Consider the following 26438-nt stretch of genomic DNA (forward strand, 5'->3'; position numbering starts at 1 on the left):
ACTGGCGCAGCTTCACCAAGAACACCCAGGTCAGCTGCGTCGGGAACTCTGTCTGTCCGCCTGTGGCAGCGGCGGTGGTGAAGGCGAACTGCGGGCAGCTGGCTGAGAAGGAGGACGTGGCATGAGATCACAATCACCTTTAGCCGTCAGAGAACGGCATGCTGCTGAGATGCTCGATATGCCCCTTACTGATTTCCGACGCCTCGTAAGCCAAGGCGCTCTGCCTGGCCCAATCGTGATCGGAACACATGAGAGGTGGCTGGTGGAGCACATTCGGGCAACTCTGGATGGCCGAGCCGCTCTGCCAAATGGAGATTTTGAGCTTTGAGACCACCCAAGCCAAAGATCGCGAAGCCTCGCCTCTTATGGCGATGGAAGCGCAATGCTTGGATACCCGTCTACCGTGTCACATGGACCGAGGGCGGGCGGCAGCGAGCCCGCCAGGTCTTCCTGAACTGGGGTGGAGATCCACAGGAACTGGACCGCCTCTACTGGCTCGCCCACACGGGCAAGCACAGCGCGCAACAGACACCAGCACAATACACCTGGCGGGACTGCGTGATTGCCTGGCGGCGAGACGCGATCAAAGGACAAGGGAAGCTGGCGGCTAGCTCACGGGCAAGCTACCGACGGACCATGGACGCGATCCTGGAGAAGAACGCCTCAAAGGACATGCGCAGGACCACGAGGCAGGCGGTTCGGACTGCGCTGGAAACCATGTCCGGTACCCCACGCAAGGCTAGCCGATATGCCCAAACGATCAGCCTGCTTTGGAACTACGCGGAGCGGGAACTGGACTGGCCTATGGGACCGAACCCAGCGAAGGGGCTCGCCGCGTACAAGCCCGCCCGTGAAATGGCTCCATGGCCAGAATGGATGCTCGAGAAACTGACAACGGCACCAGAGAACGTTCGCATCGCGGCCACGCTCATCCGCTACACCGGACAGCGACCGAGCGCTGCGATTGCCATGCGTCACGATCAGATTTCAGGCGAGTGGATGACCGTGCGGGATGAGAAAGGAGGGAAGGAATTCGACGTCTACTGCCCGGCTCGTCTGAGAGAGCATCTGCCGACCTGGCCGCGCCGAGGCGAACACATCTTGGCGAAGAACTCGTGCGAACCGGTTGGCTACGGCGGGGTGGAAAAGGCATTTCGGAAGTGGCGCGAAACGCTCGGCGAGCGCGCCAGCCCCTTCACCCTGCACGGTCTGCGCAAACTCGCCGTGGTCGAACTCGCCGAAGCAGGATGCGGGGACGCTGAAATTCAGGCAGTAACCGGGCAGAGTGCCGAGATCGTCGCCTACTACCGTAAAATGGCCAATCGGAAACGCCTCAGCAGGTCGGCGCAGTCGCGCTTGGACTAAGCCAAGCACCATATTCTGCGGGTCACAGGTTCACGAAAGTTCCCGAAATGTCTGAGTGACCCAATAACACTCAAGCCGTTGATTAAGTAAGGGATTGATGCGTTTCAAAATCCCCCGCCGCAAGGCGTGCCGGTTCGAGTCCGGCCTTGGGTACCAACTTTATTTTGCGTGGTTTTCCATTTCCATGCGACACGTGTTGCCTCGTTGACTTTCGATGCAGCCCGTACCCTGAGCCCACATTTACGTTCTGTTCCCGTTCTGGCAGCGCCGCATCTGCGCCTGTTTCGAGAGCCGCTTTTTGTCGGCTTTTGAACGACAGGATGCGACCACCTGGGTCAACTGCCCCGTCACGGCTTGGATCTCAGCGTCACCGCAGCCCACCTCAGCAAGCTGAGAAATCGCGAGCTTCGAAGCCCGTGCAGGGTAGATGTCATGGCCCTTACAGATCGTGCGATCCTGATCAACGGCGGTCCCTGCGGCATTGGCCAGCCCCTTGACGCTCCCGCCCGTCCCCGCGACTTTGCCCGCAGTATCGAAGGAGCCCCCCATGCGCGCGCTGCACACCGCTGACTGGCACATCGGCCAGACCCTGAACGGCTGGTCCCGCGAGGCCGAACATGCGCGTTTCTTCGCGGCGTTGACCGATCTGATGGTGGCCGAGCAGATCGACCTGCTGCTGGTGGCTGGCGACATCTTCGACACCACCAACCCCTCGGGCGAGAGCCAGCGGCTGTTCTACCGCACCATGGCGGCAATGAAGGCCCGCCTGCCAAACCTGCGCATCATCCTCACCGGCGGCAATCACGATCCGGCCCTGCGGCTGGAGGCGCCGGGCGACGTGCTGGACAGCCTCGACATTCACACCATCGGCACGGTGCACCGAAAGGACGGGGCCGTTGATCTCAACCGCCACCTGATCCCCGTGCCCGGCCCCGGCCCCGGCCCCGACGGGGTGCCCGCGCTCTACGTCCTCGCCATCCCCTTCCTGCGCGCCGCCGACCTCTCTGGCCTCAGCTTCGCCAGTGACGAGGGCGAGGATACGGTGATCGAGGCCGCCCGCCGCTTCCACGCCGAACTGACCGAGGCCGCCCTGCCCCGCGTGGGGGATCTGCCCCTGATTGCCATGGGGCACCTGCATTGCACCGGCGGGCTGGAGGCCGAAGGCGCGGAGCGGCGGATCCTCATCGGTGGATCCCACGCCGTCCCGCCCGAGATCTACCCGCCCCGCATCGACTATGTGGCCCTTGGCCACCTGCACGGGCCGCAATCGCTGGACGGCGGGCGGGTGCGCTATTCCGGCTCTTGCTTCCCGCTTTCGGCCTCCGAGATCCGCTATAGCCATGGGGTCACGATCCTCGATATCGAGGGCCGCGACATCCGCGCCACCCACCACGCGATCCCCCTGCCGGCGCCGGTCCTGCGCCTGCCCGCCTCCGGCACCCTGACCCTGGCCGAACTGGAAACCGCCCTGGCCGAGATCGCCCCGGTCGAGGACGTGAACCTGCGTCCGCTGGTCTATGTCGAACTGCTGGCCGAGGAGGCGCCCTCGGTGATGATGGGCCGGGCCGAGGCGCTGCTGCGCGACGCGCCCGTCCGCCCCGCTGGCATCCGCATTCATCGGGCCGCCGAGGACAGTGCCGCACCGGCCGCACCCGCGCCCTCGCTGGGTGAGACCAGCCCCGAAGACCTCTTCGCCCGGGCCTTCGAGACGAAGAACGGCTTCGCCCCGGAGGACCGCCACCTCGCGGCCTTCCGCGATGTCTTGGCGGAGGTCTGAGCCATGCAGATCCTGACGATCCGGGGCGAGAACATCGCCAGCCTCGCCAAGCCCTTTGAGATCCGCCTGGACGACGGACCGCTGGCCAGTGCCGGCCTTTTTGCCATCACCGGAGAGACAGGCGCCGGCAAATCGAGCCTGCTGGATGCCATGTGCCTGGCACTCTACGGCGATTGCCCGCGCCTGTCGGGCAGCGGCACGCGGGAGGCGGTGGAGGATGTCGACGGCTCCGCCCTGCGCGCCACCGACGCGCGCATGGTGCTGCGCCGGGGCGCGGCGCGGGGCCTGGCCGAGGTCACCTTCCGCGCCACGGACGGCGAGGTCTACACCGCCGGCTGGTCCGCCCGCCGGGCGCGCGACCGCATCGACGGGCGCCTGCAGGCCGTCGACCGCAGCCTGCTGCGCGTCTCCGACGCCCAGGTGCTGGAAAGCCAACTGTCGCGCGTGAACGACCGGGTGAGCGAGCTGACCGGCCTGACCTATGACGAGTTCCGCCGCACCGTGCTGCTGGCCCAGGGCGACTTCGACGCCTTCCTGTCGGCCCAGACCGGTGAGCGGGCGGCGATCCTGGAGAAGGTCACCGGCACGCAGATCTACCGCGACATCTCGCGCCGCATCTACGAGCGCAACACAGGCGCCCAGTCCGCGCTGCAGACCCTGGAGACCCGGCGTGGCGAGCACCAGCTGCTGAGCCCCGAGGACCGCGCCGCGCTGGAACGTCAGGCCGAGACCCTGCGCGAACGCAAGACCGCGAACGAGGCAAAGCTGACCCAGGTGACAGCCGACCTCGGGCGCTATGCCGCGCAGGAAGCGGCCCAGACTGCCCTCGCCCGCGCCGAGGCGCGTGTGAGCGCGGCGGAGGCGGCCCTCACCGGGCTCGCGGACCAGCGGGCCTGGCTGGCCGACTGGGATCGCGCCCAGGCCCTGCGCGGCGAGCTGCGCGAGGATCAGGCCGCCCAAGCGGCGTTGCGCGAGGCGGTCGAGGCCGAGGCGCAGCTGACCGCAGCGGAGCGAGAACAGGGCGAAGCCGTTGAGGCGTTGGCGGAGGCCGTCACCACGGCAGAGGCGCGGCTCGATCAGGTCGAGGCAGAGTTCAAGGCTCTTGGCCCGGAATGGACGAAGGCCGAGCAGCTCGACAGCCGGATCGCCAGCGCCACGGAGGAGCTGGCCCGCTCCGAGACGGAGCTGACCCGGCGCCAGGGGGAGGCCGGGGCGGCCAAGGAGAAACAGGAGGCGATGGAGGCAGAGGACCAGCTTCTGGCCGACAGGCGGACCAAAGCACAGACCGCGCTTGAGCAGATCCCCGGCCACGCGGTTCTGCGCCACGACTGGAGCGCCCTGGAGGAGCGGCTGGAGGCTCGCATCGCCGCCGCCGCCCGTCTGCGTGAGGCGGAAGAGGCACGCACCGCACTTAAGGAGGCCACCGCGGCGCAGACCCGTACCCGGGACGAGGCCAACGCCGAGGCCGCCGCGCTGACCGCCCGGCTGGCCGACCTGCGCCAGCAGCAGGCCGACCTGCAGCCCGAGCGCCAGCGCCTGCAGGCCGCCGGCCCGGCGGAGGCGCTGGCGACCCTCGGCCAGCAGCTCATCGATCTGCGCGCCCTGCGTCAGGCCGCCGCCCAAGTCCGCGAGACCGACCGCGCGATCGCCGAGAGCGCGGCCCGGCAGCGCGCCGCCCGTGACACCCGCGATCAGGCCGAGGCGGACCGCCAGCGCCTCACGGAGGAGCTGAAGACGGCAAGCCACCACATCGACGCGCTCTCCCGCCCCGTCGCCTCGGCCGAGGCGGCGATCAGCGCCGAGGCGGATCACCTGCGCCAGCACCTTGAGCCGGGCCGCCCCTGCCCGGTCTGCCATGCGACCGAACATCCGGTGCTGGACAACACCGCCCTGGCGCGCCTCGCCACGGATCTACGCCAGCAGATGCAGACAGCAACCGAGGCCCGCGACACGGCACAGGCGGCCCTGCGCGACGCCACCACCCGACGCGACGAGGCGGCCGCCGCGATCGCCCGGGAGGACTCCGAGGCCCCGGCCCTCGCCGCGCGCCTCGCCGAACGGATCGAGGACCACGCCCGCCAATGCGCCGCGCTGGAGGTGAGCGCCCTGCCGGATCTCCCGACAGATCCCCGCGCCCCCGACACAGCCTTCGCCATCCTTCTGGAGCGGCTGGAGGCCCGCCGCCCCGCGCTGGAGGAGGACCGCGACCGGCTGGCGTTGCTGGACCGCGACCATCAGCGCCTCGGCCAGGAGATCGAAACGGCGCAGGCCCGGCTGACCGCCCAGACCGAGCAGGCGGCAGGCCTGACCGCCGCCCTGGCCGAGAGCGAGGCGCACGCGAAGGACCTGGCCCGTGGCTGCGACACCGCGCAGCGCGAGATCGCGGCCTTGGCGCCCCGGCTGGCCGATCCCCTCGCTGCCCTTGGCCTGTCGCCCGAGACCTTCGACGCCGACGGCCAGCCCGCCCTCGACGCCCTGCGCGAGACCGCCGGCCGTGCCGGGGCCCTGCTGAAGACGATCGAGGAGACCGAAACCGCCCGTACCGCCCAGATGCCCGCTTTGACCGAAGCACGCAGCGCCACCCGGACGGCCACGAACCGGGTGACCGAGGCAATCGAGACCCGGGACAGCCGCAAGACAACCCTGGAAAGCCTGAGCGCCGACCGCGCCACCCTGCTGGGGGGCGAGGCCACCGGGCCGCACCGCACGCGCCACAACGAAGCGCGCAAGGCTGCGCAGGCGGCGGCCAGCGCAGCGCAGCGCCAGCACGCCGAGGCCCGCGCGGAGCTGGCTCAGACTGTGGGCAGCCTGACGTCCGCGCGGGCCACCCTCACCCGTGTCCACACCCGCCGGGACAGGGCCGCCGAGGCCCTGGCCCAGGCCTGCGCCGCCGCCGGTCTGGACGTCGACCGGGTCCAGGCATTGCATGCCACCGAGACCGATGCGGTCGAAAGCCGCCGTGCTGCGCTCAATGCCGCCGAGACGGAACGCGCCAGCGCCCTGGGCGCCCGCGACGAACGCCGGCAGGAGTGGGACGCGTTGCAGGCCGAGGGGCTGCCCGAGACGCCGCGCGAGGATCTGCAGTCCGGCAAGGACGCGCTGGCGGCCGAGGCCACCACGCTGTCCGAAGACCTCGGAGCGCTGACGGAACGGCGCAAGGCCGACGCCCGCGCGCGTGAGGCGCTGGCGGGGTTGGAGGCCGAGATCGAGGCGGCGCGCAAGGTGGCCGACACCTGGGCGGCGATCAACGATGCCATCGGCTCCGCCCGCGGCGACCGCTTCGCCCAGATCGCCCAGGCTGTCACCCTCGCGATGCTGGTGGAACGCGCGAACCTGCACCTCGACCAGCTGAAGCCGCGCTACCAGCTGGCGGTGGCCGACCAGGACCTGGCGCTGCATGTGATCGACCGCGACATGGCGGGCGACACGCGGCCCAGCCGGTTGCTCTCGGGCGGGGAACGCTTCCTGGTCTCGCTGTCGCTCGCACTGGCGCTGTCGGGCATGGGCAGCCGGGGCGCCTTGGCGGGCACGCTCTTCATCGACGAGGGCTTCGGCAGTCTGGACGCAGAGTCCCTCGACCTGGCCATCGACGCCCTGGAGCGGCTGCAGGCCCAGGGTCGCACCATCGGCGTCATCAGCCACGTGCAGGCGATGAAGGACCGCATCCCGGTGCAACTAGAGGTGACAAAGACCGGTGGTGGCGCCAGCGAGATCGCCCTCAAGATCACCTGACGGGAATGTCCGCGTTGCGCGACGCGCGCAGGCGTCCTCGCCCGTCGCATCTGGGGCACCACGCAGGTCCGTTGGCATCTCCGACGACTACATTGCGGTGAACGACTGGGGCATCGCGGACGAGCTGACCTTCCACCAGATCGCCCGCGGGGCCGAGCTGAAGGCGGCGGGCTATGATCTGCCCGAGGATGACACCATCTATCACGCCTCCAGCCGCCAGGCCTTCATCTGGCCCAACGACGAACGGGGGCTGCTCAAGGGGGAACATCTCTACGAGGGCAAGACGAGCATTGAGATCGAGGAGGTGGACCCCGCTGCGGCGATCACGGCAGAGCGCATCCACGCCGTCCATCGCGAGTTGCTGGCGGAGCTCGAAGCAGAACGCGGCCCGAAGTACTGGACGCTCGACCGCCAGCCGGTGCCGGAGCGGGCCTGAGCCCGGCGGCAGGCCGAACCGCCGGCCTGCCCTCCGCCTGCGGTTCGGCGGAAGGCCGGCGCTCGTTCCGCCCGGCGCCCGATCATGTCAGACGTCCGCCAGGCGGAGTGGCGCCACGGCCCTTGCCGGTCAGGGCTCTAGGCCTTCTTGGCGCTGTCCGTCCCGGCATCTGCCTTGGCGTCGTCCTTCGCTCGGGCAGGCATCTCGACGTTGATCTCGAGGCTGGACACATCGTCTTCGCGCTGCATCTTCACCTCGACATCGTCGTCGTCGACCTTGACGTACTTTCGGATCACCGCCAGCAGATCGGCCTGAAGCTGCGGCAGGAACTCGATATCGGGGGCGCCGCTGGCGCGCTCATGCGCCAGAAGCAGCTGCAACCGGTCCTTGGCGGTCTGCGCGGTCTTGGCTCGGCGGGGCTTGAAGGCGAAACCGAACAGGCTCATGCCGACCGTCCGAACAGTCGCTGGAACAGGCCGGGCTTGGGCTCATCACCGACGCGCATTTCCACGTCCTCTCCGGTCAGACGCGCCACGGCGTCGGCATAGGCCCGGCTGGCGTTGGACGGGTCGTCCAGGATGACCGGCGTGCCGACGTTGGAGGCCCGCAGCACCGCCTGGCTTTCGGGAATGATCCCCAGAAGCGGCACGGCCAGGATTTCCAGCACGTCCTCCACCGTCATCATTTCGCCCCGGTCGATCCGGCCCTGGTCATGGCGGGTCAGCAGGACCTGCGCCTTCACCGGCTCCGCAGCTCCGCTTTCGGCCCGCCGGGTCTTGCTGGCCAGGAGGCCCAGCACCCGGTCGCTGTCGCGCACCGAGGAAACCTCGGGGTTGGTCACCACCACGGCCTCGTCGGCAAAATACATCGCCAGCTGCGCGCCGCGCTCAATCCCCGCCGGGCTGTCGCAGATGATGTAGTCGAACTCCTGCTTCAGCTCGTTCAGGACCGCCTCGACACCCTCCTGGGTCAGCGCATCCTTGTCGCGGGTCTGCGACGTGGGCAGGATCGACAGCGTATCCAGGCGCTTGTCCTTGATCAGGGCCTGCTTCAGCTTCGCATCCCCTTGGATCACGTTGATGAAATCGAACACGACCCGGCGCTCGCAGCCCATGATCATGTCAAGGTTGCGCAGGCCCACGTCGAAGTCGATCACGACCGTCTTGTGCCCCAGCTTCGCCAGCCCGGCGGAGATGGCCGCGGCCGATGTCGTCTTGCCGACCCCACCCTTGCCGGAGGTGATCACGATGATCTTCCCCAACGGGGCCTCCTCCTTAATTTGCGTCGTCATGTGACCGCCTCCAGTTTCAAACCGTCATCCTTCAAAAATACCTGCAGGCACTGATCGCGCATATCGTCGCCCAGGCTCTCACTGGTCCTGTAGATCCCCGCGATGGCGAGCAGTTCGGCCTCCTGCCGCTGGCAGAAGATCCGTGCCGTCTCGTCCCCGTAAGCGCCGGCAAAGGCGCGCCCGCGCAGGTTGCCGTAGACGTGGATATTGCCCGACGCGATCAGCTCCGCCCCCGAAGAGACCGACCCGATCACCGTCAGATCGCCCCGTTCCGCCACGACCACCTGGCCCGAGCGAATGGGCTGGGTCATCAGCAGGTTGTCGGGGGGCAGCAGCTTGTCCGCCTTGCGCCGCCGATCGGCGCCGACCTTTTCCACCGGGGCGTCGCGACCGATGAGAACCGGGATCAGGCCCAGTTCCTCTGCCATCCGACGCTGCGGATCGGTGGCGTTTTCGACCCCGAAAACCTGCAGGTTGCGCGCCCGCAGCGCGTCCACCAGCGCCCGCACCTGCTGCGTGTCGGTCAGCCCCGGGACCTTGGACAGATCCAGCAGCATCGGCGCATCCAGCAGAAGCTGGGGCGCACTGCGCAGCTGTTCGTCCAGCATAGAATAGAAAGCCTCATCCAGGCTCTCGGCCTCAAGGCGCAGCCCGACCGCGGTGATGAACCTGCCGCGCAGCTGGAAAGGCCGCGCCGCTACCGAAGCGCGCCCGCTTCGGCCGTTTGTCTGATGTGTTGGCACGTGAAATGTGCTCCTGCTCTCGTCCAGTGGCGCGGATTGGCCCGCGCTGTTTCTTCTTTTTTGGCGCTGGTAATCCAGTTCGCGCGGCGCTGGCATCGCCTTACATCCCCCGCAGGAGATTTGCGCAGAATTCTGCCTCCATACCCTCCCGACTAGGAGGCGATCCGCTCACCGCCCTCGCGCCCATGACAGCTGACTGCGCCCCCGTCAACGGGGTCTCGATCCGGGACCCCATCTGCGCCACTTCGGCCCGGCCTTCAGACATCCCGAAGGGTCACCCTACGCCCCTTTCGGGACGCACGCCGGACAAGAACAAGGCCGAGATCCGGTCCAGAGCGGTAGGCCTCACGCGGCCTCCGTTTCCCCGAACAGCTCCTCCGGCGAGATTCCGCGCTTCTTCGCGCTGGCGCGCACCGCCTCCTGCAGGGGCTTGCTGCGGCTCAGCAGACGGCGGAACCGCACCTCGTCCAGTTCCAGCAGGGTCGACGGCGCGATCGCGCGCACCTCCGACCGCAGCGTCTTCTTCATCAGGATCGACATCTGGCCGAACATCTCGCCCCGGCCCAGGCGCCAGGTCTGACCCGCCGTCTCGACCTCTGCCGCCCCGGACGCGATGAAGAACACGCTTTTCGCCGCCCCGTCCCGACGGACGATGACATCACCGGCATTCGCGTGGCGGGAGCGGAGCACGCGGCTCAGCCGTTTCAGGTCGCGCTCGTTCAGACCGGCGAACAGGGGAATCTGGCGCACCAGCTCGATGCGGCGCAGCGCGAAGTCCAGGCTCGGGCGCTCCTCGGCTGCGGCCCGGCGCAGGTCGAGGTCCGCCATCAGCTTGGTGTAGACCTCGGCGCCGATCAGGGCGTCCTCCCGCATCGCCGCATATTCGCGTTCTTCCAGACGCAGCGCGGTCCGTCGGATGAAGCGCCGTTCAAGTTCCTCGGCATAGCCCGGATACTGCAGGCGCAGCCCCTCCAGGGCGGTTTCGACCATTTCGATACGTCGTGCGAGCAGACCCGACAGCAGGTCACTGACCCGCTTGCCGTGGATGCGGCGAATGCGTCCGGTGATGAAACTGCCGAGATCCCTCAGGACCAGCCGTTGCGACAGCAGCAGTTCAAAGTGGGCCGCGGTCAGCTGGGCCAGCGGTCGCGACAGGCGCAACCGGGCGTTCAGGAACACGGCCACGCGAAAGGCACGGCCGTAGGCCACGCTGCGACGGGCCGCGCGATTGTACCCGTTCCGACCGTTGGAGCGAGCCCCCTCGATCAGGCGGTCCGCATCCGCCAGCACCCTCTCGGCCATCCGGGCCGAGATCGTCCGTTCCCGAACCCGGGCGAGGATCGTGTCACGTTCGTGCCCGGCCAGCGCGATCAGACCCAGCGTGATCCGGTCCCGGTCCAGGATGTCGGCACTGTCCTCGGCCAGCCGCACGGCCTCCTGCAGCCGCTCCCCGAACCGCTTCGCCTCGGTGCGGACGGTGTCGCGACCCAGCTCGTAGTTCTCGGTGGTGCGCGCCAGATCCTCGCGCACCTGTTGCAGGGACACGGCGACCACCTGGCGCGACAGCGCCTCGTCAATCGGGGACAAGCGATCCAGCCCCAGCTTGCCGATGATCCAGCGCAGCGTCGTCCCCTGGGCCAGCAGCGTGAACAGCGTGAAGCCGGTGGCCAGGATGCCGACCACGCGCTGCACATCGTCCGGCACGCGGTAGCTTTCGGTCACGGCCAGCGCCAGCGCCAGGGTGACGGCGCCGCGCAGACCGCCCCAGAGGATCGCGACCCGATAGGGCTGTTCGACCTTCGGCGACAATTTCAGGGCCGACAGCAACGGCAGGAGGACAAAGAGGATCAGCGCCCGGGCGAAGATGGCTGCCAGGATCACGACGGCGACCTGGACGAAATCCTCGATCCGGACCTCTTCCAGAAGGCGCGGCACCAGCAGCGCCGCCAGGATGAAGATCAGCGCGCCCGCCCAATGCGCCAGCACGTCCCAAAGCTCGCGCAGGTTGGTCCAGGCCTGTGGCGGCAAGCGCCCCGGCCCCGTCAGGTTCAATGTCAGCCCGGCGGCCACCACGGCGATGACCCCTGACGCCCCGACACTCTGTTCCGCGCCGATATAGGCGAGGTAGGGCAGCGACACGGAGATCGAGATCTGCGCCAGCTCATGCCGCCCGAACATGCCCATGATGCCCAGGGCGATCCGCGCCGCCAGCCAGCCCGTGACCGCCCCGCCGCCGATCAGGAAGGGAAACCGCGCCAGCGCATCCCCCAGCTTCGGGTCCGGCACGCCCAGCATGACAAAGCCCATGAAGAGGCCGAAGAGCGCAATGGCGGCGGCGTCGTTCAGCAGGCTCTCGCCCTCGATGATCCGCGACAGGCGGCGCGGCGCCGAGATCGAGCGGAAGATCGAGACCACGGCGGATGGATCGGTCGTGGAGATGATCGCGCCGACCAGCAGGCAGGCCGCGAGCGGCAGCGTGCTGACCCAGGACAGCGCGTAGCCCACCGACAGCGTTGCCGCGACCACGGCCACCACGGCCAGCATCAGGATCGGCACCCAGTCGTCCAGCATCCGGCGCAGGTCCATCCCCAACGTCGCCTGGAACAGCAGCGTCGGCAGGAACACGTAGAGGAATACGTTGGACCGGATCGGCAGGCCCAGGATCGCCTCGGCCACGGGGTTCAGCGCGTCGGTCAGCTCGGTCCGCAACAGGAAGATCGCGCCGACACCGATCAAGATGCCAAGGCTGGCCAGGATCACGCTGAACGGCAGGCGCAACCGCGCCGCCAGGGGCTCTGCGAAGCCGATGACGAGGAACAGCGAGGAAATGACGGTCGTGATCAGAACAATGTCCATGCCCCCAAAATATCAGATGGATCGGTGAGGGCATCGGCAAAAGTGGTTTCCGGGGCAGATATGACGGTCTTGTCAACGCGGCTCCTGCCAACCGGAGCGGCAGGCTCTCAAACCCCGCGCAAAGCTGCCTTGCGTGCCAGGCGAGGCAGGTTCCCAGTCGGACGATCACCTGAGGGTTTGGCGTCCGATCGAAAGGACTGCACCTGATCCCGTGCGGCGCTTTCTTCCGACCAAAAGGAAAGGCTGGCGACAGCGAAGAGCCGAGGCCTCCGCCCCGGCCCTTTTCCGGCTCCGCTTTCAGGCAGGCAAGCCTCAAGGCGCCCGCCCGACCCTCTCGCCTTTCCAGGGTCTCGGTAACCTGATGTGCCGCCAAACGGCTCACGGCCTGCAGAGCGCCAAGGACCACCCTCGAAACCGCCCGCAAGAGGCGGTGCTGCCCGTCAGAGACGGCGTTCCCCTGCTTCGATCCGCACCGGAAAGAGGTTTTCGCGCGGAGGCAGCGGGCAAACCGCATGGGCGGTAAAGGCGCAGGGCGGGTTGGTCGCCCGGTTGAAATCGAGCACCGCGCTATCCTCGGTGACCTCCTCGCCGAAGACAAAGCGCATGTGCGCGTAGGTATCGTCGAGCGAGGTCAGGTCGCGGAACACGAACTGCGGCCGGTCGGCGGTGCCATAGGTCGGCAGCATGGCCATCTCGCGGCCCGCGAATTCAAATTTCGCCACATGGGTCACCGGCACCTGCGTGGGCACGCCGATGATCGTGTCGAGGGTCAGGTTCATTGGTTCGGGCAGCGGTTCCCAGCGGGCCGTGATCCGCAAGGCCGGGTCCAGCGGAAAGAACGCGATCGGCTTCATCTGTGCCGCAGCCTCGGACTCCGCATCACGGATACGCAGCGCGCGCAGCTCGTTGAGAGAGGTGATCTCCAGCAGGAAGCGATCTGCCCGCCAGGCAAACGCACCCGCCGCCTTGTCGAGCAGGATTGCCTCGCCGTCCGTCCCTTCAAAGACACCGGTATCGTCGCCGTTCAGGGTCAACCGGCCCAGCAACTCTGGCCCGACGGGCAGGCGCACATCGCAGGCCGCACCGCGCCCGATGCTCAGCGTGCCGGGGGTTACCCACCAACGGCCCAGCAGGTTCAGCCAGCCGTCCTCGGCCGTCAGCTTGGCCATGCGGGTCTCGAACCAGGCGGCATGGGCCTGTTGGAACTCTGGGGAAACGGTCATGTCATGTCCTTGAAACTAGGGGGTCACGGGGCCTTCCGGCATCCGCGGGATGCTGGCCAGAAGGCTTTGGGTATAGGCATGCTGCGGATTGCGCAGGATCTCGGCGGTGGCGCCCGCCTCGACGATCCGACCGCGATCCAGCACCACCATCTGGTCACAGAGCGCGGCGACGACCCCCATGTCATGCGACACGAAGATCATCGTCATCCGCTCGGAAATTTCCTGAAACAGGTCGACCACCCGCACCCGCGTCGACAGGTCGAGCGCGCTCACCGCCTCGTCGGCCAGCACCAGTTCGGGCCGGGCCACGATGGCGCGGGCAATGGCGATCCGCTGCCGCTGCCCGCCGGAAAACTGATGCGGAAAGCGATCCAGCGTGTCCGCGCTCAGCCCGACCGATGTGATTGCCTCCTCGGCCATCTTGCGGTGATCGCCGGGCACCTTGAGCGAGCGCAGCGGCTCGGACACGATCCGGCCGATGCGGTGCGCCGGGTTGAGCGAGGAATAGGGATCCTGGAACACCGCCTGCACCCGCTTGCGGTAGCCCTGTATGAACGTCCGGTCACGCGCCTCCAGCGGCGCGCCGTCGAACAGGATCTGTCCCTGTTGCGGGCTGTCCAGCCCCAGCATCAGCCGCAGCAGGGTCGATTTGCCCGACCCGCTTTCCCCCACCAGGCCGACATTGGCGCCGCGTGGCACGGCAAAGGAGACATCCTCCAGCACCCGCCGCCCCGAGCCATAGGCGAACCCGACATTTTCTACCGACATCAACGTCATGGCTGTCCCTCCAGCGCCTCGTCGAACCGCCGCGCGGCCGCCACGAGACTGCGGGTATAGCTGTCTTCGGGCCGGGTCAGCACCTGCTCCGCCGGTCCCGTTTCAATCATCCGCCCGTCCCGCATGACCATCACGCTCTCGGCCACCTGCCCCACGACGGCGAGGTCATGGCTGATGAACAAAAGCGCAATGCCCAATTCCTCGACCAGCGAGGTGATCAGGCGCACGATTTCCGCCTGGGTGGTCACGTCAAGCGCGGTTGTCGGTTCGTCCGCGATCAGCAGGCGCGGCTGGCAGGCCAGCGCCATGGCGATCGCCACGCGCTGCCGCTGGCCGCCCGAGACCTCATGCGGATAGGACCTGATCAGCCGCTCCGGCTCGGGCAGGCGCACGAGTTCCAGCAGCGACCGCACCTCTCGGGCCACGGCGACCCGACCGGCTTCCTGCCCCTTGCGTTTCAAGCGACGGCGCACCGGCCCGGCGATCTGCCGGCCCAGAGGCATCAGCGGATCCAGCGCCGTCAACGGCTCCTGGAACACCGTGGCCACCGCATCACCGCGCATCCGCACAAGGCGCTTCTCCGGCGCGCCGATGATCTCCTTACCGGCCAGCGTGATGCTGCCCGCGGGCCGGATAGATGGCGCCAGCAGCCCGGTCACCGCCAGCGAGGTCAGCGACTTGCCCGACCCGCTCTCACCGATCAGGCCGAAACGCTCGCCCGGGGCGATGGAAAAGGACAGGCCCTCCACCAGCACCTTGTCCGGGGTGGCCAGCGTCAGGCCGCGCACAGTCAACAGATCGCTCATCATCCGTCCCTCCGTGCCGGGTCGAAACGGTCGCGCAGCCCGTCCGCCAGCAGGTTGATCCCGATCACCAACGCAAACAGCGCCAGGCCAGGCAAGACGGCGCCCCATGGCGCGGTATAGACCGTGCCCTGCGCCTCCTGCAGCATCCGCCCCCAGCTTGCATTGGGCGGCGGCGCGCCCAGCCCGAGATAGGACAGCGAGGCCTCGGCCATCACGGCCAGGCCGAACTGCAACGCCAGGTTCACCCCCAGGAAGGGCACGATATTCGGCAGGATGTGCCAGTAGACGATGGCCCCCCAGGAGGTGCCCGAAACCCGCGCCGCGGTGATGTAATCCTGCCCCAGCACCTGTTTCGTCAGGATCCGCGTGATCCGACCGACGATGGGCGACAGGCCGATGCCAAGCGCCAGGATCGCCGTCCCGAGAGAGGCCTCTTCGCGCGCGGCCACCACCAGCATGGCGATCAGCAGCGTCGGAAAGGCGATCAGAATATCGAAGAAGGCCGCCAGCGCATCATCCAGGAACCGCGTGGCAAAGGCCGCGAGGATCCCGGTCGCCACGCCGATCACCGCGCCGATGGCCACGGCGCCGCAGCCCACGATCAGCGCGATCCGCGCCCCGATCATCAGCTGGGTGAACAGGTCGCGGCCCAGGCGGTCGGTGCCCGCCCAATGCGCCGCGCTCGGCGCCTCCAGCCGTCCGCCGGCCATGTCCGACAGCGCATAGGGCGTCCAGAAGAACGACACGATCCCGGCGAGAACGATCCCCCCCACCAGGATCAGTCCCAGCCAGAAAGTGGCGTTGCCGCGCCGCCGGCGGCGCGGCAGTTCGGTGCTTTCAGCAGACATCAGCGGGCCTCCTTGCGCAGGCGCGGATCAAGAACCCGTTGCAGGATATCCGCCAAGAACCCGGTCAGCAGAACCAGCAGGGTCGAAACGATCAGCACGCCCTGGATGTTCGGGTAATCGCGCTGCTGGATCCCCAGCAACAGCATCGAGCCCATGCCCGGCAGCGAGAACACCTGCTCCACCACAACGGCCCCAAGGAAAGTGGTCGACAGTTCGATGCCCAGCACCGAGACCACCGGCACCGCGGCGTTGCGCAGCCCGTGGCGCATCAGCGCGCCGGTATGGCTCTCGCCCAGGGCCCGTGCGGTGCGCAGGAAATCCGATCCCAGCACCTCCAGCGTCGCCGCACGCACATAGCGCATCAGCGAGGCCGACATGACAATGGCGATGGTCAGCACCGGCAGCACCATCGACTCGATGGCGCGCCCCGGATCGGCATAGCCCCGCAGCGGGAAGCCCCCCGAGGGCAGCAGCCGCAGGTTCAGCGAGAATTCATAGACCAGCAGGATGCCCAGCCAGAACACCGGCACCGCGATGCCGACCTGCGAGACCACCGACAGCAGCAGCCCGTACCAGCGATCGGCCTTCACCGCAGCCAGGATCCCGAGGGGAATGGCAATCACCAGCGCCAGCACGAAGGCGGCCAGTGTCAGCGGCAGCGTCACGCTCAGACGCCGCGATATCTCGTCGAGCACCGACGAACGCGACACGAAGGAATTGCCGAGGTCGAACCGCGCAAGGTCCCCCAGGTAGGACAGGAACTGGACGCCGAGCGGCTGATCAGACCCAAGTTGCGCTTGCGCCGCGGCAATCTGCTCGGGTGTGGCGCCCACGCCGACAAGCGCGTTCGCGGGATCCCCCGGCAGCAGGCGCAACAGCACGAAAAGCACCACCGCGGCAATGAACAGCGACAGCAGCAGGATCACCAGCCGTCGCAAAATGTATCTGAGCATGTTGATCCCGTTCCCCGGACGTTTCGGGGCCACGCCCTATGGCGCGGCCCCTTTCATAGCGCGCGATCAGAGGCCTCAGTCAGCCTTCTGGATATCATACGCGAAGAACTGCGAGTTCAGGCCGTTCAGCGGATAGCCCGAGACGTTCGACGTGGAGACGACGATCTGCGGATACAGGTACAGCCACATGCTGGCGGCATCCTCGGCGATGATCTTGTTCGCCTCGGTCAGCATTTCGGTCTGTTCCTCCATGCTGTGCGCGCTCTCGCTTTCGCTGATCAGCCGGGTGACCTCGGGGTTGTCGTAGCCCCAGTAGAAATCCGGGTTGCCGTAGAAGACGATGTCGCGGTGGTTCACGTGTTCCTGCAGGGTCGCATCGAAATCATGCGCCTTGTAGATCTTGGTGTACCACTCGTTGGCCGTGATGATGTTGATCTTCACGTCCACGTCGATCTTGGCCAGCTCGTTCTGCAGGAATTGCGCCACCACGGGATGCGGATCGTAATCCGGCGTGTCGAGGGTGAAGGAGAAACCATCGGGATAGCCCGCCTCGGCCAGCATCTCCTTGGCGCTTTCCGGATCGTAAGCGTTCACGTCGGTCAGATCGACGTACCAGGGGTCGGTCGGCGGCACGAAGGACCCGATCAGGGTGCCATAGTCGCCCCAGATCGCCTGCAGCAGCTTTTCCTTGTCCACGGCACGCGACAGGGCGGCCCGCACCTGGGCATTGTCGAAAGGCGCGACGCGGTCGTTGTAGGCCATCAGCTCCTTGGTGGTGGAGGCCCCTTCGGACACAGTGAAATCCGGGTTGTCGGTGAACATCGACAGCGCGTCCGGGCTCTGCACCGAGGTGATGATGTCGACCGCGCCGGTCAGCAGCGCATTGTTCTGCGCCGTGGCGTCGGTGAAATACTGGAACATCACGCCGCCATTGGTGGGCTCTTCGCCCCAGTAGTCCTCGAAGGGCACCATGGCCAGGGCCGAACCGCGCCGCCATTCCTGCAGCGTGTAGGGGCCAGTGCCGTCCTCGCTGGCGCTGATGTCGCCGGCGTCGTCATTGACGATCCAGACATAGGACAGGTTGTAGGGCAGCGAGATCGAGGGGGCGCTCAGGGTCACCACCACGGTCTTGTCGTCCGGGGTCTCGATGCTGTCGATCACCGCCAGGGTCTTCTTGCGCGAACTGGCGGAATTTTCCGCGGTGACCCGCTCGATCGAGCTTTTCACGTCGGCAGAGGTCATCGTCTCGCCGGAGTGGAAGGTCACGCCGTCCTTCAGCGTGAAGGTATAGGTCAGCCCGTCGTCGCTGATCTCGTAGCTGTCCACCAGCTTGGGCTCGACATCACCGTCGTCGGTGAGCACGAAGAGGCCTTCGTAGACGTTGCCGTTGAAGGCCTCGTTGATACCCTGGCCCGCGCCCTGGGTGTTGTCGAGGTTCTGCGGCTCGTAGAGCGATCCGATGTTCACCACGGCCTGCGGGTCGTAGTCCTGCGCCATGGCGGCGGCGGACGAGAGCGCAAGGACGGAAACGGCCGTCAGCGTCGCAAGGGCGGCCCGGCCGCGCGCAAGCGGCGCACCGAGAATCATGTCTGTTCTGGAGAGCATGGGGGAAGTCCTGTTGGTTCTTGTTGGCGGACGATAATGTCACGGACTGCGGCATCGAAGCATGCGGGGCGTCCGAAGACAATATCACCCTGTCCGAGAGGCGCACCCGGACTCTTTGCTAGCTTGCGAAATCTTCTGCCGAACAGGCCCGAGAATGACGGCAAATCGAGATGCGAGAGCTGAACGATCTTGCCCTCCGGCTGCTGCCCTTGATTGCGGGTCTCTGCGCCAAACGGCCCGCCCGGGCAGCGAATGACCAGACCCGGTGCAAAGCCGACGGGCGTCCGTGAGCCGTGCGGCTCGGCCACGTCGGCTCCGGATCAGTCTGGCAGCAGTATCTTTCAGCGGTGCCAGGGTCAGGCGTGGCGACAGAACCGTCGAAGCCTGACCCTAGACCTGTGGCCGCCTGCGGCTACAGAACGGCACTGATGGTCTTGGTTTTCTCGACCGTCTCTTGCCATTCCATGGCGGGGTCCGAGGCTTCGACGATGCCGCCCCCCACGTGCAGGAAAATCTGATTGCCGGAAATGCTGGCAGAGCGCAAATTCACGTAAAGCTGGGTTCCTCCGTTCAGGCCACGCGGCCCCAGGTAGCCGGTATAGAAACGGCGTGTCGGCCCCTCCTCTTCCATTATAAACGCCCGCGCCGCTTCTTTCGGCATGCCGCAGACCGCAGAGGTCGGATGCAGGCGCCCCAGCAACCGGCCAAGCGCCTCTTGGCTGCCAGCCGGCGCGCTGAAGTCCGAGCGCAGATGGCAAAGGTTGGCCGCGCGTACCGTGTAGGGCGCGGTTTCGTCGACGTCCTCGAACCCTTCGGCTGCAAAGGCCTCGCGGATGTAGTCGGCCACCAGGGCTTGTTCGTCGATGATCTTCTGGGGCCAGGTCAGCGAGGCGATATCGGTCTCGGGCTCGGGCCACTGGGTGCCGGCCAAGGCCATGGTCCGGATCCCGTTTTCATCATTGGCCAGCAGGATTTCGGGCGTCGCGGTCAGCCAAGTGCCCGTTGGCCCCGACGAGACCAGGCAGACGAACGCATGGGGGTGAAGCTCTGCCAGACCTTCTGCCAGGTCCAGAAGGTCGCGATCCTCCGGCAAGGTGCGCGGATCGATGCGTGAGAGAACGATCTTGTCGCAGTCGCCCGCGCGAATACGGGCCACGGCGCGTGAGACCCGTTCCATGTAGGTCTCCCGATCAGTCGGATCAGGGCTTTCGCCGTCTGGCGTCCTGAGGGCCGACGGGGGCGTGTGCGCCGGATCGGTGATGCGCCTCTGGGCCGTGCTTACCGGGTGGTCGACCAGCGCGATACCGTCACGATAGAGGGGGCCGTCGTCCGAAATCACGACATCTGCCGGCAGTGTCCAGGCCTGACTGCCGTCCTCGGTATCAAACGGGGCCATGACGAAACCAGGGGCGGTCTGGTCGCCGAAAACGGGCTCGTTCTCCGGCTGTGTCGTCGAGATCAGCGCGGTAAAGGATCTCCCGAAGGGATCGCGCCAGAGAGCGAAGGGCAGCCCGGCGTCGCTGGCGCGTTTGCAGGCATCTCTCTGCATGTCATTGATAGGCAATGGAAACCTCCTCATTCGTCGGGAGGTAATTTGCGCGCGAGCGCGGCCTGCCGTCCAGATCGAAGACTATGATGAACCATAGCTCCGGACTATGAGGTCAGGACGTAAACGCGGTTTCATCCGGCAACCCCAACTCCAACGCGGCCTGCAGCAGGCAGCGCCGGGCCTCCTGCACCTCGATGTTCTCGACGTTGTCGGACCGACAGTGCAGAGAGATCGGCTGGCGTGGTGTTCCTGCCAGCGGCAACACCTTCAGCGCGGGGTTCGTGACCCCCATGGCCGAAAGCTGATCCTGCAGGGCGATGCCGAACCCCTCGCGCATCAGGTGCGGCGCGGTTTCGGCAAAGCGGGTCTCGATGGAGATATTGGGCTCAATCCCCGCCGCCTCAAAGATCTGGCGCACCAGCGCGCCGTGCGGGGTGTTGGGGTGAAAGAAGATCAGCGGCTCCTCCGCGATGTCATGCACCGTCACCTCGGTTTTCGTGGCCAGGGGGTGGTCCTGCGGTACCACGCAGACCATGCCCGCAGAGGAGACCCGGAATGAACTGATGCCCGGATCGTCGAGGGGGAAGATGGTGACCGTGCAGGTCCCTTCCGCCATCCAGAGGTAATCGCGGTTCTGCTTCATCGACAAAGTGTCCATCCGAAGCTTCATTTCGGGCCGACGACGGCGGAAGATCGACAGGCTGCGCGGCGCCAGAGCCTGGCTGACCGAGGGCGAGACGCCCATGCGGAACATGGTGCCCTTCCCGCGCACCATGTCGTTGACCCGATCGGTAATCTGCTCGAAGGCGGTCATCGACGGGGCTGCCACGTCGAAAATCTGTCGGGCAAGCGCCGTGGGCCGAAGGCGGGCTCCGGATCGGTTGAACAGCTGAATGCCCAGCACATCCTCCAAGCGGCGGATCGTGTTGGTCACCGTGGGCTGAGCGATCCCAAGCTGCTGCGCCGCGCCGCTGATGGACCCGGTGAGTATGACCGCGCGGAAAACCTCAAGCTGTCGAAATGAAAGCAATTTTTGACCCGTCTGCTGTCGCTTGCGCGAGGGGATGGCGGAAAGTCCCTGTCTTGACAGAGGTCTCACATTAGGACGTTCTGCGCGGCGAAGTAAATTCCGAGGTGCCCAGACATGCCCAGTTCCCCGACCGCAGCCGCCCGCCTGGCCTACATGATCGGGCATCCGATCGCCCACACGGCCATGCCCGCGGGGGTCAACACATGGGCCCATGACAGCGGCACCGACGCGATCATGGCCCCCGTCGACGTGGCGCCCGAGGCCCTTTCGGATTTCATCGCCGCACTGCGCAGCATCGCCAATTGCGACGGCGCGGTGGTGACCGCCCCGCACAAGGTCGCCATGGCAGAGATGGTGGACGACCTGACCCCGGCGGCGCGGCTGGTCGGCGCGGCGAATGTGGTGATCCGGGCGCCCGATGGGCGGCTGACCGGTGACAATACCGACGGAGCCGGCTTCGTCGCCGCGCTGAGAGAGGCCGGGGCCGATCCGGTGGGGCAACGCGCCCTGCTTTTCGGCTGCGGCGGGGCCGGCGCCTCGATTGCGGCGGCGCTGGTGGCCGCCGGCGTCGCCCGGCTGGAGCTGGTGGATCCGGACGCAGCCAAGGCGACGACGCTGGCCGAGGCGCTTGGCCGCTCGGTGCAGCGGGTGGCGGTGCCGGAAAGCGTCGAGGCCCATGACCTCGTGATCAATGCCACCGCCATCGGACTGGACGGCACGTCAGCCGTGCACCCGCTGACCGGCCTGCGCCCTAGCGCCACGGTCGGAGACGTCGTCACCAAGCCGCCGGTCACCCCCTTCCTGCGTCAGGCGGAGGCCCTGGGCGCGCGGATCCAGCCCGGCAGCGCCATGGCCCTGGCGCAGATCCCGCTTGTCCTGCGCCTCTTCGGCTGGTCGAAGTGACGCTAGTTTGATGGGAAATCCATAGCCTGGGGCTATGCTTCTCGACTGAGTCCGGGCTTTTCGTTCGCGCGGGGCTGGTCCAATGTTGCGATCCGTGCCGGGCAGGCATATCGGCTCGGCATCGAAAACAGACTCTGGGAGGAGTTCAATGACTTTCGCTAACATGACCCGCCGTGCCTGGCTGGCCGGCGTTGCAGGCCTGTCGCTTCTGTCCGCGACCGCGGCCACCGCGCAGGAAAAGGACGACGTCGTGCTGGGCGCCCTGCGCTTCACCAGCCACGCAGCCGGTTTCGTGGCCTATGAAAAGGGCTACTTCGACGAGGAAAACCTCAACGTCTCCTTCGAATTCTTCCAGGCGGCACAGCCCATTGCCGTGGCCACCGCCAGCGGCGACGTGGACTTCGGCCTCGCCGGTGTGACCGGCGGCATGATGAACCTGGCCGAAAAGGACGCGGTGCGTATCGTTGGCGGCGTCCTTCATGAGAAGAAGGGCGTCGACGGCATGATGGTCATGGCGTCCAACCAGGCCTACGAGAACGGTCTCGACACGGTGCCCGAGATCAAGGGCCACTCCATGGCGATGACCCAGGTCGGTTCCACCTTCCACTACATGACCAGCCGGATCGCCGATGCCGAGGGCTTCGACATCTCCGACGTGCGTCTGGTGCCGCTGCAGAAGGTCGGCGCGATGGTCGCCGCCCTGAAATCGGGCCAGGTCGACGCGATGATCATGGTGCCGCATATCGCCAAGCCCCTGGTCGAGTCGGGCGCCGCGAAGGAGCTGGGCTGGCTTTACGACTATGCCGAATACCAGATCTCGACCCTGTTCACCTCCGTGGACAACATCGAGAACAACCGCGACATGGTTGAGCGGTTCATCCGCGCCTATGCCAAGGGGATTGCCGAGTTCAACCGCGTGATGCTGGCGGAGAACCCCGACCCGGCGGAGTTGGACGAGATGACCCGGATGATTGCCAAGTACGTGGCACCGGACAAACCCTATGAAGAGGCGATGGCGTCGATCCAGATGGGCGCGATGAACCTGAACGAAGGTCTTGCCCTGAACATGACCGACGTCGCCGCGCAAATGCAGTGGTTCAAGGACCAGAACCTCGTCGACAGCGACCTGGCCGTGGACCAGCTGGTCGACGACAGCTTCGTCGAAACCTACTGATCCCTGCACGAGGCTGATGACATGGACCTTCGCGTCGAGAACCTTTCGCATTTCTACAACGATCTCGAGGTGCTGCGGGATCTCAACCTGACCATTCCGCATGGCGAGATCGTCTGTGTCATCGGCCCGTCCGGCTGTGGCAAGTCCACCCTCCTGCGTCTGCTGGGCGGGCTGGAGAAACCCAGCAAGGGCCAGATCCTGCAACTGGGCGAGGCGCCAAGCGGCTCGCTCAACCCGCTGACTTACGTGTTTCAGGACTTCGCCCTGCTGCCCTGGCGCACGGTCGAGGGCAACATCTCGCTGGTGCTGGAACCGCATGGCCTGTCGGCCGAGGAAAAGGAACGCCGCATCGCCGACGTGCTGGAGCGCACCCGGCTGAGCGATTTCCGCAAGGCGGTGCCGAAGCAGCTGTCGGGTGGCATGAAACAACGCGTGGCGATTGCCCGCGCCCTGGCGGTGAACCCCGCCGTTCTGCTGATGGACGAGCCGCTGTCGGCCCTGGACAGCCAGACCCGCGAACTGCTGATGGATGACCTCGTCGGCCTGTGGCAGCGGGAGCCCTTCACCTCCTGCTACATCACTCACAACCTGAACGAGGCGGTGCGCCTGGGCCACAAGGTGGTCGTACTGTCGCGTCGTCCCGGCCTGATCCGCGAGATCGTCGACATCGACATTCCGCTGTCGGAGCGCGACGTGTCCAACCCCAAGCTCGCCGCGCTGCAACAGCAGCTGTGGGAGATGATGCGCGACGAGGCGCAGACCGCCGACATGGAACTGGCCACGGGCTGATCGCCCGGAGGCAGCCGACCGACACAGACATCTGGCCATCGGGAGAGCGGCGCATCGCCGCCGCCCCGGGCCGCAGCCGGACAGACCCGCCCCCTATCGATCCAGGGCCGAGGATGTCCGCCATGCCCCCTTTCGTGAAAGGACACCTTCATGAGTGACATTTCCACCCAACCGGGCCAGCAGACCCCGGCCCCTGCCGCCCCGGACGCGGCATCCGGCAAGCCGGTCAGCTTCCGCGGCGGCGGCTTTGCCCCGAAACCGCGCAAGCTGGTGGGTCTGGCCGTCTTCGTCGTGCTGATCGCCCTGTGGGAATTGGGCTCGCGCTCGGGGGTGATCTCCTCGCTGGTGCTGCCCGCGCCCTCGGAGGCCTTCGGCGCCTTCATGGATCTGGCCAATTCCGGCAACCTCTGGCGGCACCTCTCAGCCTCGCTGCAACGGTTGGTGATCGGCTTTGCCTGCGGCGTCAGCCTGGGCCTGATCTTCGGCACGGCCGCGGGCCTCTCCTCGGTGGCGCGCGCGGCGATCACGCCGCTGGTCTCGGCCATCTTCCCGATCCCCAAGATCGCGCTGCTGCCGCTCTTCATCATCTGGTTCGGCATCGGTGAGGGTTCGAAGGTCGCCACGATCCTCTTCGGCTGCTTCTTCCCGATGGTCATCGCCACCTACAGCGCCATCGACAACGTCGACCGCACGCTGATCCGCATGGGCCAGAGCTTCAGCCTGTCGCGGGCCCAGATCATCTGGAAGATCGTCCTGCCGGCCGCCCTGCCCGGGATCCTGTCGGGCACCCGCATTGCGGCCTCGATCTCGATCATCCTGCTGGTCGCGGCGGAGATGATCGGCGCCGAATACGGGATCGGCGCCTACGTCTTGCTGGCTGGCAACCTGATGGCCACGGACCAGCTGATCGCGGGGGTGGCGATCCTGTCGCTGCTTGGTCTGACGGTGAACTGGCTGATCTCGCGCCTCGAAAACCACTTCCTCGGATGGAGAAACTGATGCCCCGTCACGAAACCGATTACGACGTTGTCATCGCCGGTGGCGGCGCGGGCGGCATCGGCGCGGCCCTCGGCGCGGCGAAGTCCGGGGCCCGGGTGGCGCTGGTGGAGAAATACGGCTTCCTCGGAGGGGCTGCGACCAACGCCCAGGTGCTGGCCTACTGCGGCTTCTTCCACCAGGGCAATGACCCGCTGCGCGCCGTCGCCGGCGCGGGTGAGCAGGTGCTGGAGGAAATGCGCGCCATGGGCGTCGCCTGTGATCCCTACCGCTCCCCCACCACGAACAACTGGATCGTGTTGCTGGACCCGGAGCGCCTGAAGGTGGCACTGGACCGGGTGCTGGCGGCGCATGGGGTCGATGTCTTCCTGCACTCGCGCGTCGCGGCGGCCAGCCGCACCGCACGGGCACTGGAAAGCGTGACCGTGGCCGGCATGGACGGGCGGTTTCGCCTGATCGCCGAAAGCTTTGTCGACGCCAGCGGCGATGCGAACCTGGCGCTTGTGGCCGGTGTGCCCATGCGCACCGGGGACAGCCGGGGGCGTATCCAGGCCTATACCATGCCGATCCGCATCGGCGGCCTGGCCCCCGACACGAAGATCGACCGCGCGCTGATGCAGGCCGCGATTGCCGAGTTCAACGAGGGCTCACCGCACAAGATCCACCGGACCGACGCGGGCATCTTCACCCGCGTTCCCGGCACCACCGATTTCTGGTGGCTGGTCGTCGACCGCGACATGCCGGACCTCAGCTCGGGCAGTTTCACCCGCGCCGAGCAGACAGGGCGCGAGATGTCTCTGGGCCTGGTCGACATCCTGCGCGCCCGCGTGCCGGGGTTCGAAAACGCCTGGCTGGCCCAGACCGGGCCGCAGATCGGTGTGCGCGAAACCCGCCACCCGGCCGCGCGCTACGACATCACCCATGACGACGTGTTGCAGGGGCGCCTGCGCGAAGACGGCATCGCCCGCGGCGCCTGGCCGATCGAACTGCATTCCGAAGCGGGCAAACCGATCTACGAACACGTCGGAGGCGAGGGATACTTCCACGTCCCCTACGACGCGATCCACGCCCGCGACCTGGACAACCTGTGGTACGCGGGCCGGGTCATCGGGGCCGATGACTACGCCTATGGCTCGATCCGGGTCATGGGCACGGCCTTCGCCACCGGCGAGGCCGCGGGTGTCGCAGCAGCCCTCAACGCCAAGGGGGCAAACGCGGTCACGCCGGAGACAGTACGAGAAGAGCTGCGGCACCTGGGCGCATTGATCTAGGTGTTCAGCTCCGCATCCGTCCCGAAGCGGCCATTGACGCACGGAGGATGAATGGCAGCCTTGTCCGCACTGCGGACCCTGGACTGCCAGATCACGCTGTACGACGAAGGAATGGCCTCTCTGCTGAAGCTGCTGCGCGGTCCCACAAGGGCGCCGCGCAGTGGTTCAGCCGCGCAGGCGACGCGGCAGGACTGCCAGGGTTAAGCGCACTTATTCAGCACTTGATGGAGCTCCAACACTTCAGATCCGTATCTCTGTGCTCGGCGGCGACACCGGGCACGACATACCCGTAACGCGGGAAGCGGGAAACAGGA

Annotated in this window: 21 protein-coding genes and 1 tRNA gene; 10 read left to right on the forward strand and 12 right to left on the reverse strand. The window is 66.9% G+C overall.

From position 1 onward, the window contains the following. Positions 1-636 precede the first annotated feature (636 nt). The 5 genes from CVM50_RS20980 (at position 637) to CVM50_RS21000 (ending at position 7310) form a co-directional block, all read left to right on the forward strand. Positions 637-1365, forward strand: coding sequence for a tyrosine-type recombinase/integrase (locus CVM50_RS20980; protein WP_085890128.1), 729 nt, complete (start codon positions 637-639; stop codon positions 1363-1365). 58 nt (positions 1366-1423) lie between these two features. Next, positions 1424-1521, forward strand: a tRNA-OTHER gene (locus tag CVM50_RS21655). 391 nt (positions 1522-1912) lie between these two features. Beyond that, positions 1913-3142, forward strand: a complete 1230-nt coding sequence (locus CVM50_RS20990; RefSeq protein WP_085890126.1) for an exonuclease SbcCD subunit D — start codon at positions 1913-1915, stop codon at positions 3140-3142. A gap of 3 nt (positions 3143-3145) precedes the next feature. Beyond that, positions 3146-6874 carry an AAA family ATPase gene (locus CVM50_RS20995; protein WP_085890125.1) on the forward strand — a complete coding sequence of 1243 codons (3729 nt, stop codon included), beginning with the start codon at positions 3146-3148 and terminating at the stop codon, positions 6872-6874. A 97-nt stretch (positions 6875-6971) separates the two neighbouring features. Continuing rightward, the gene (locus CVM50_RS21000; protein ID WP_085890124.1) at positions 6972-7310 is read left to right on the forward strand and encodes a hypothetical protein; all 339 of its coding nucleotides are present in this window, start codon (positions 6972-6974) and stop codon (positions 7308-7310) included. 137 nt (positions 7311-7447) lie between these two features. On the opposite strand, the gene minE is transcribed toward CVM50_RS21000, so the two are convergent. From minE to CVM50_RS21060, 12 genes are all read right to left on the reverse strand, one after another. Continuing rightward, positions 7448-7756: a cell division topological specificity factor MinE gene (minE, locus tag CVM50_RS21005; protein ID WP_085890123.1), complete on the reverse strand. Its 309-nt coding sequence runs from the start codon at positions 7754-7756 to the stop codon at positions 7448-7450. Then, positions 7753-8601 (reverse strand): septum site-determining protein MinD, encoded by an 849-nt coding sequence (gene minD, locus CVM50_RS21010; RefSeq protein WP_085890122.1) that lies wholly within the window; start codon positions 8599-8601, stop codon positions 7753-7755. Before minD ends, minE begins: the two co-directional genes overlap by 4 nt. After that, a complete protein-coding gene (gene minC / locus CVM50_RS21015) occupies positions 8598-9344 on the reverse strand; it encodes a septum site-determining protein MinC (protein ID WP_085890121.1) in 747 nt (248 codons plus the stop codon). Before minC ends, minD begins: the two co-directional genes overlap by 4 nt. 345 nt (positions 9345-9689) lie before the next feature. Next, positions 9690-12200 (reverse strand): cation:proton antiporter, encoded by a 2511-nt coding sequence (locus CVM50_RS21020; protein ID WP_085890120.1) that lies wholly within the window; start codon positions 12198-12200, stop codon positions 9690-9692. Positions 12201-12640: 440 nt separating this feature from the next. After that, positions 12641-13423 (reverse strand): DUF1684 domain-containing protein, encoded by a 783-nt coding sequence (locus CVM50_RS21025; protein ID WP_085890119.1) that lies wholly within the window; start codon positions 13421-13423, stop codon positions 12641-12643. A 15-nt stretch (positions 13424-13438) separates the two neighbouring features. Further along, a complete protein-coding gene (locus CVM50_RS21030) occupies positions 13439-14200 on the reverse strand; it encodes an ABC transporter ATP-binding protein (protein WP_085890118.1) in 762 nt (253 codons plus the stop codon). Then, the gene (locus CVM50_RS21035; RefSeq protein ID WP_085890117.1) at positions 14197-15006 is read right to left on the reverse strand and encodes an ATP-binding cassette domain-containing protein; all 810 of its coding nucleotides are present in this window, start codon (positions 15004-15006) and stop codon (positions 14197-14199) included. Before CVM50_RS21035 ends, CVM50_RS21030 begins: the two co-directional genes overlap by 4 nt. Beyond that, positions 15006-15854 carry an ABC transporter permease gene (locus CVM50_RS21040; protein WP_085890116.1) on the reverse strand — a complete coding sequence of 283 codons (849 nt, stop codon included), beginning with the start codon at positions 15852-15854 and terminating at the stop codon, positions 15006-15008. The genes CVM50_RS21035 and CVM50_RS21040 overlap by 1 nt, the downstream gene beginning before the upstream one ends. Beyond that, the gene (locus tag CVM50_RS21045; RefSeq protein ID WP_085890115.1) at positions 15854-16807 is read right to left on the reverse strand and encodes an ABC transporter permease; all 954 of its coding nucleotides are present in this window, start codon (positions 16805-16807) and stop codon (positions 15854-15856) included. The genes CVM50_RS21040 and CVM50_RS21045 overlap by 1 nt, the downstream gene beginning before the upstream one ends. Before the next feature lie 75 nt (positions 16808-16882). Beyond that, positions 16883-18412, reverse strand: a complete 1530-nt coding sequence (locus CVM50_RS21050; RefSeq protein WP_085890114.1) for an ABC transporter substrate-binding protein — start codon at positions 18410-18412, stop codon at positions 16883-16885. Between the two features lie 412 nt (positions 18413-18824). Then, positions 18825-19976: a chorismate-binding protein gene (locus CVM50_RS21055; RefSeq protein ID WP_157792264.1), complete on the reverse strand. Its 1152-nt coding sequence runs from the start codon at positions 19974-19976 to the stop codon at positions 18825-18827. A 97-nt stretch (positions 19977-20073) separates the two neighbouring features. Further along, positions 20074-20991: a LysR family transcriptional regulator gene (locus CVM50_RS21060; protein WP_085890112.1), complete on the reverse strand. Its 918-nt coding sequence runs from the start codon at positions 20989-20991 to the stop codon at positions 20074-20076. 114 nt (positions 20992-21105) lie between these two features. Here CVM50_RS21060 and CVM50_RS21065 point away from each other — a divergent pair, with 114 nt between their 5' ends. The 5 genes from CVM50_RS21065 (at position 21106) to CVM50_RS21085 (ending at position 26124) form a co-directional block, all read left to right on the forward strand. Continuing rightward, a complete protein-coding gene (locus CVM50_RS21065; protein WP_085890111.1) occupies positions 21106-21894 on the forward strand; it encodes a shikimate dehydrogenase family protein in 789 nt (262 codons plus the stop codon). A gap of 148 nt (positions 21895-22042) precedes the next feature. Then, positions 22043-23068 (forward strand): ABC transporter substrate-binding protein, encoded by a 1026-nt coding sequence (locus CVM50_RS21070; RefSeq protein WP_232618336.1) that lies wholly within the window; start codon positions 22043-22045, stop codon positions 23066-23068. A gap of 21 nt (positions 23069-23089) precedes the next feature. After that, positions 23090-23857: an ABC transporter ATP-binding protein gene (locus tag CVM50_RS21075; protein ID WP_085890109.1), complete on the forward strand. Its 768-nt coding sequence runs from the start codon at positions 23090-23092 to the stop codon at positions 23855-23857. A gap of 150 nt (positions 23858-24007) precedes the next feature. Further along, positions 24008-24856 carry an ABC transporter permease gene (locus CVM50_RS21080; RefSeq protein ID WP_232618337.1) on the forward strand — a complete coding sequence of 283 codons (849 nt, stop codon included), beginning with the start codon at positions 24008-24010 and terminating at the stop codon, positions 24854-24856. Beyond that, positions 24856-26124, forward strand: a complete 1269-nt coding sequence (locus tag CVM50_RS21085; protein ID WP_085890108.1) for an FAD-dependent oxidoreductase — start codon at positions 24856-24858, stop codon at positions 26122-26124. The genes CVM50_RS21080 and CVM50_RS21085 overlap by 1 nt, the downstream gene beginning before the upstream one ends. Positions 26125-26438 lie beyond the last annotated feature (314 nt).

The organism is Pseudooceanicola marinus, from assembly GCF_002786295.1.
Classification (GTDB): domain Bacteria; phylum Pseudomonadota; class Alphaproteobacteria; order Rhodobacterales; family Rhodobacteraceae; genus Pseudooceanicola; species Pseudooceanicola marinus.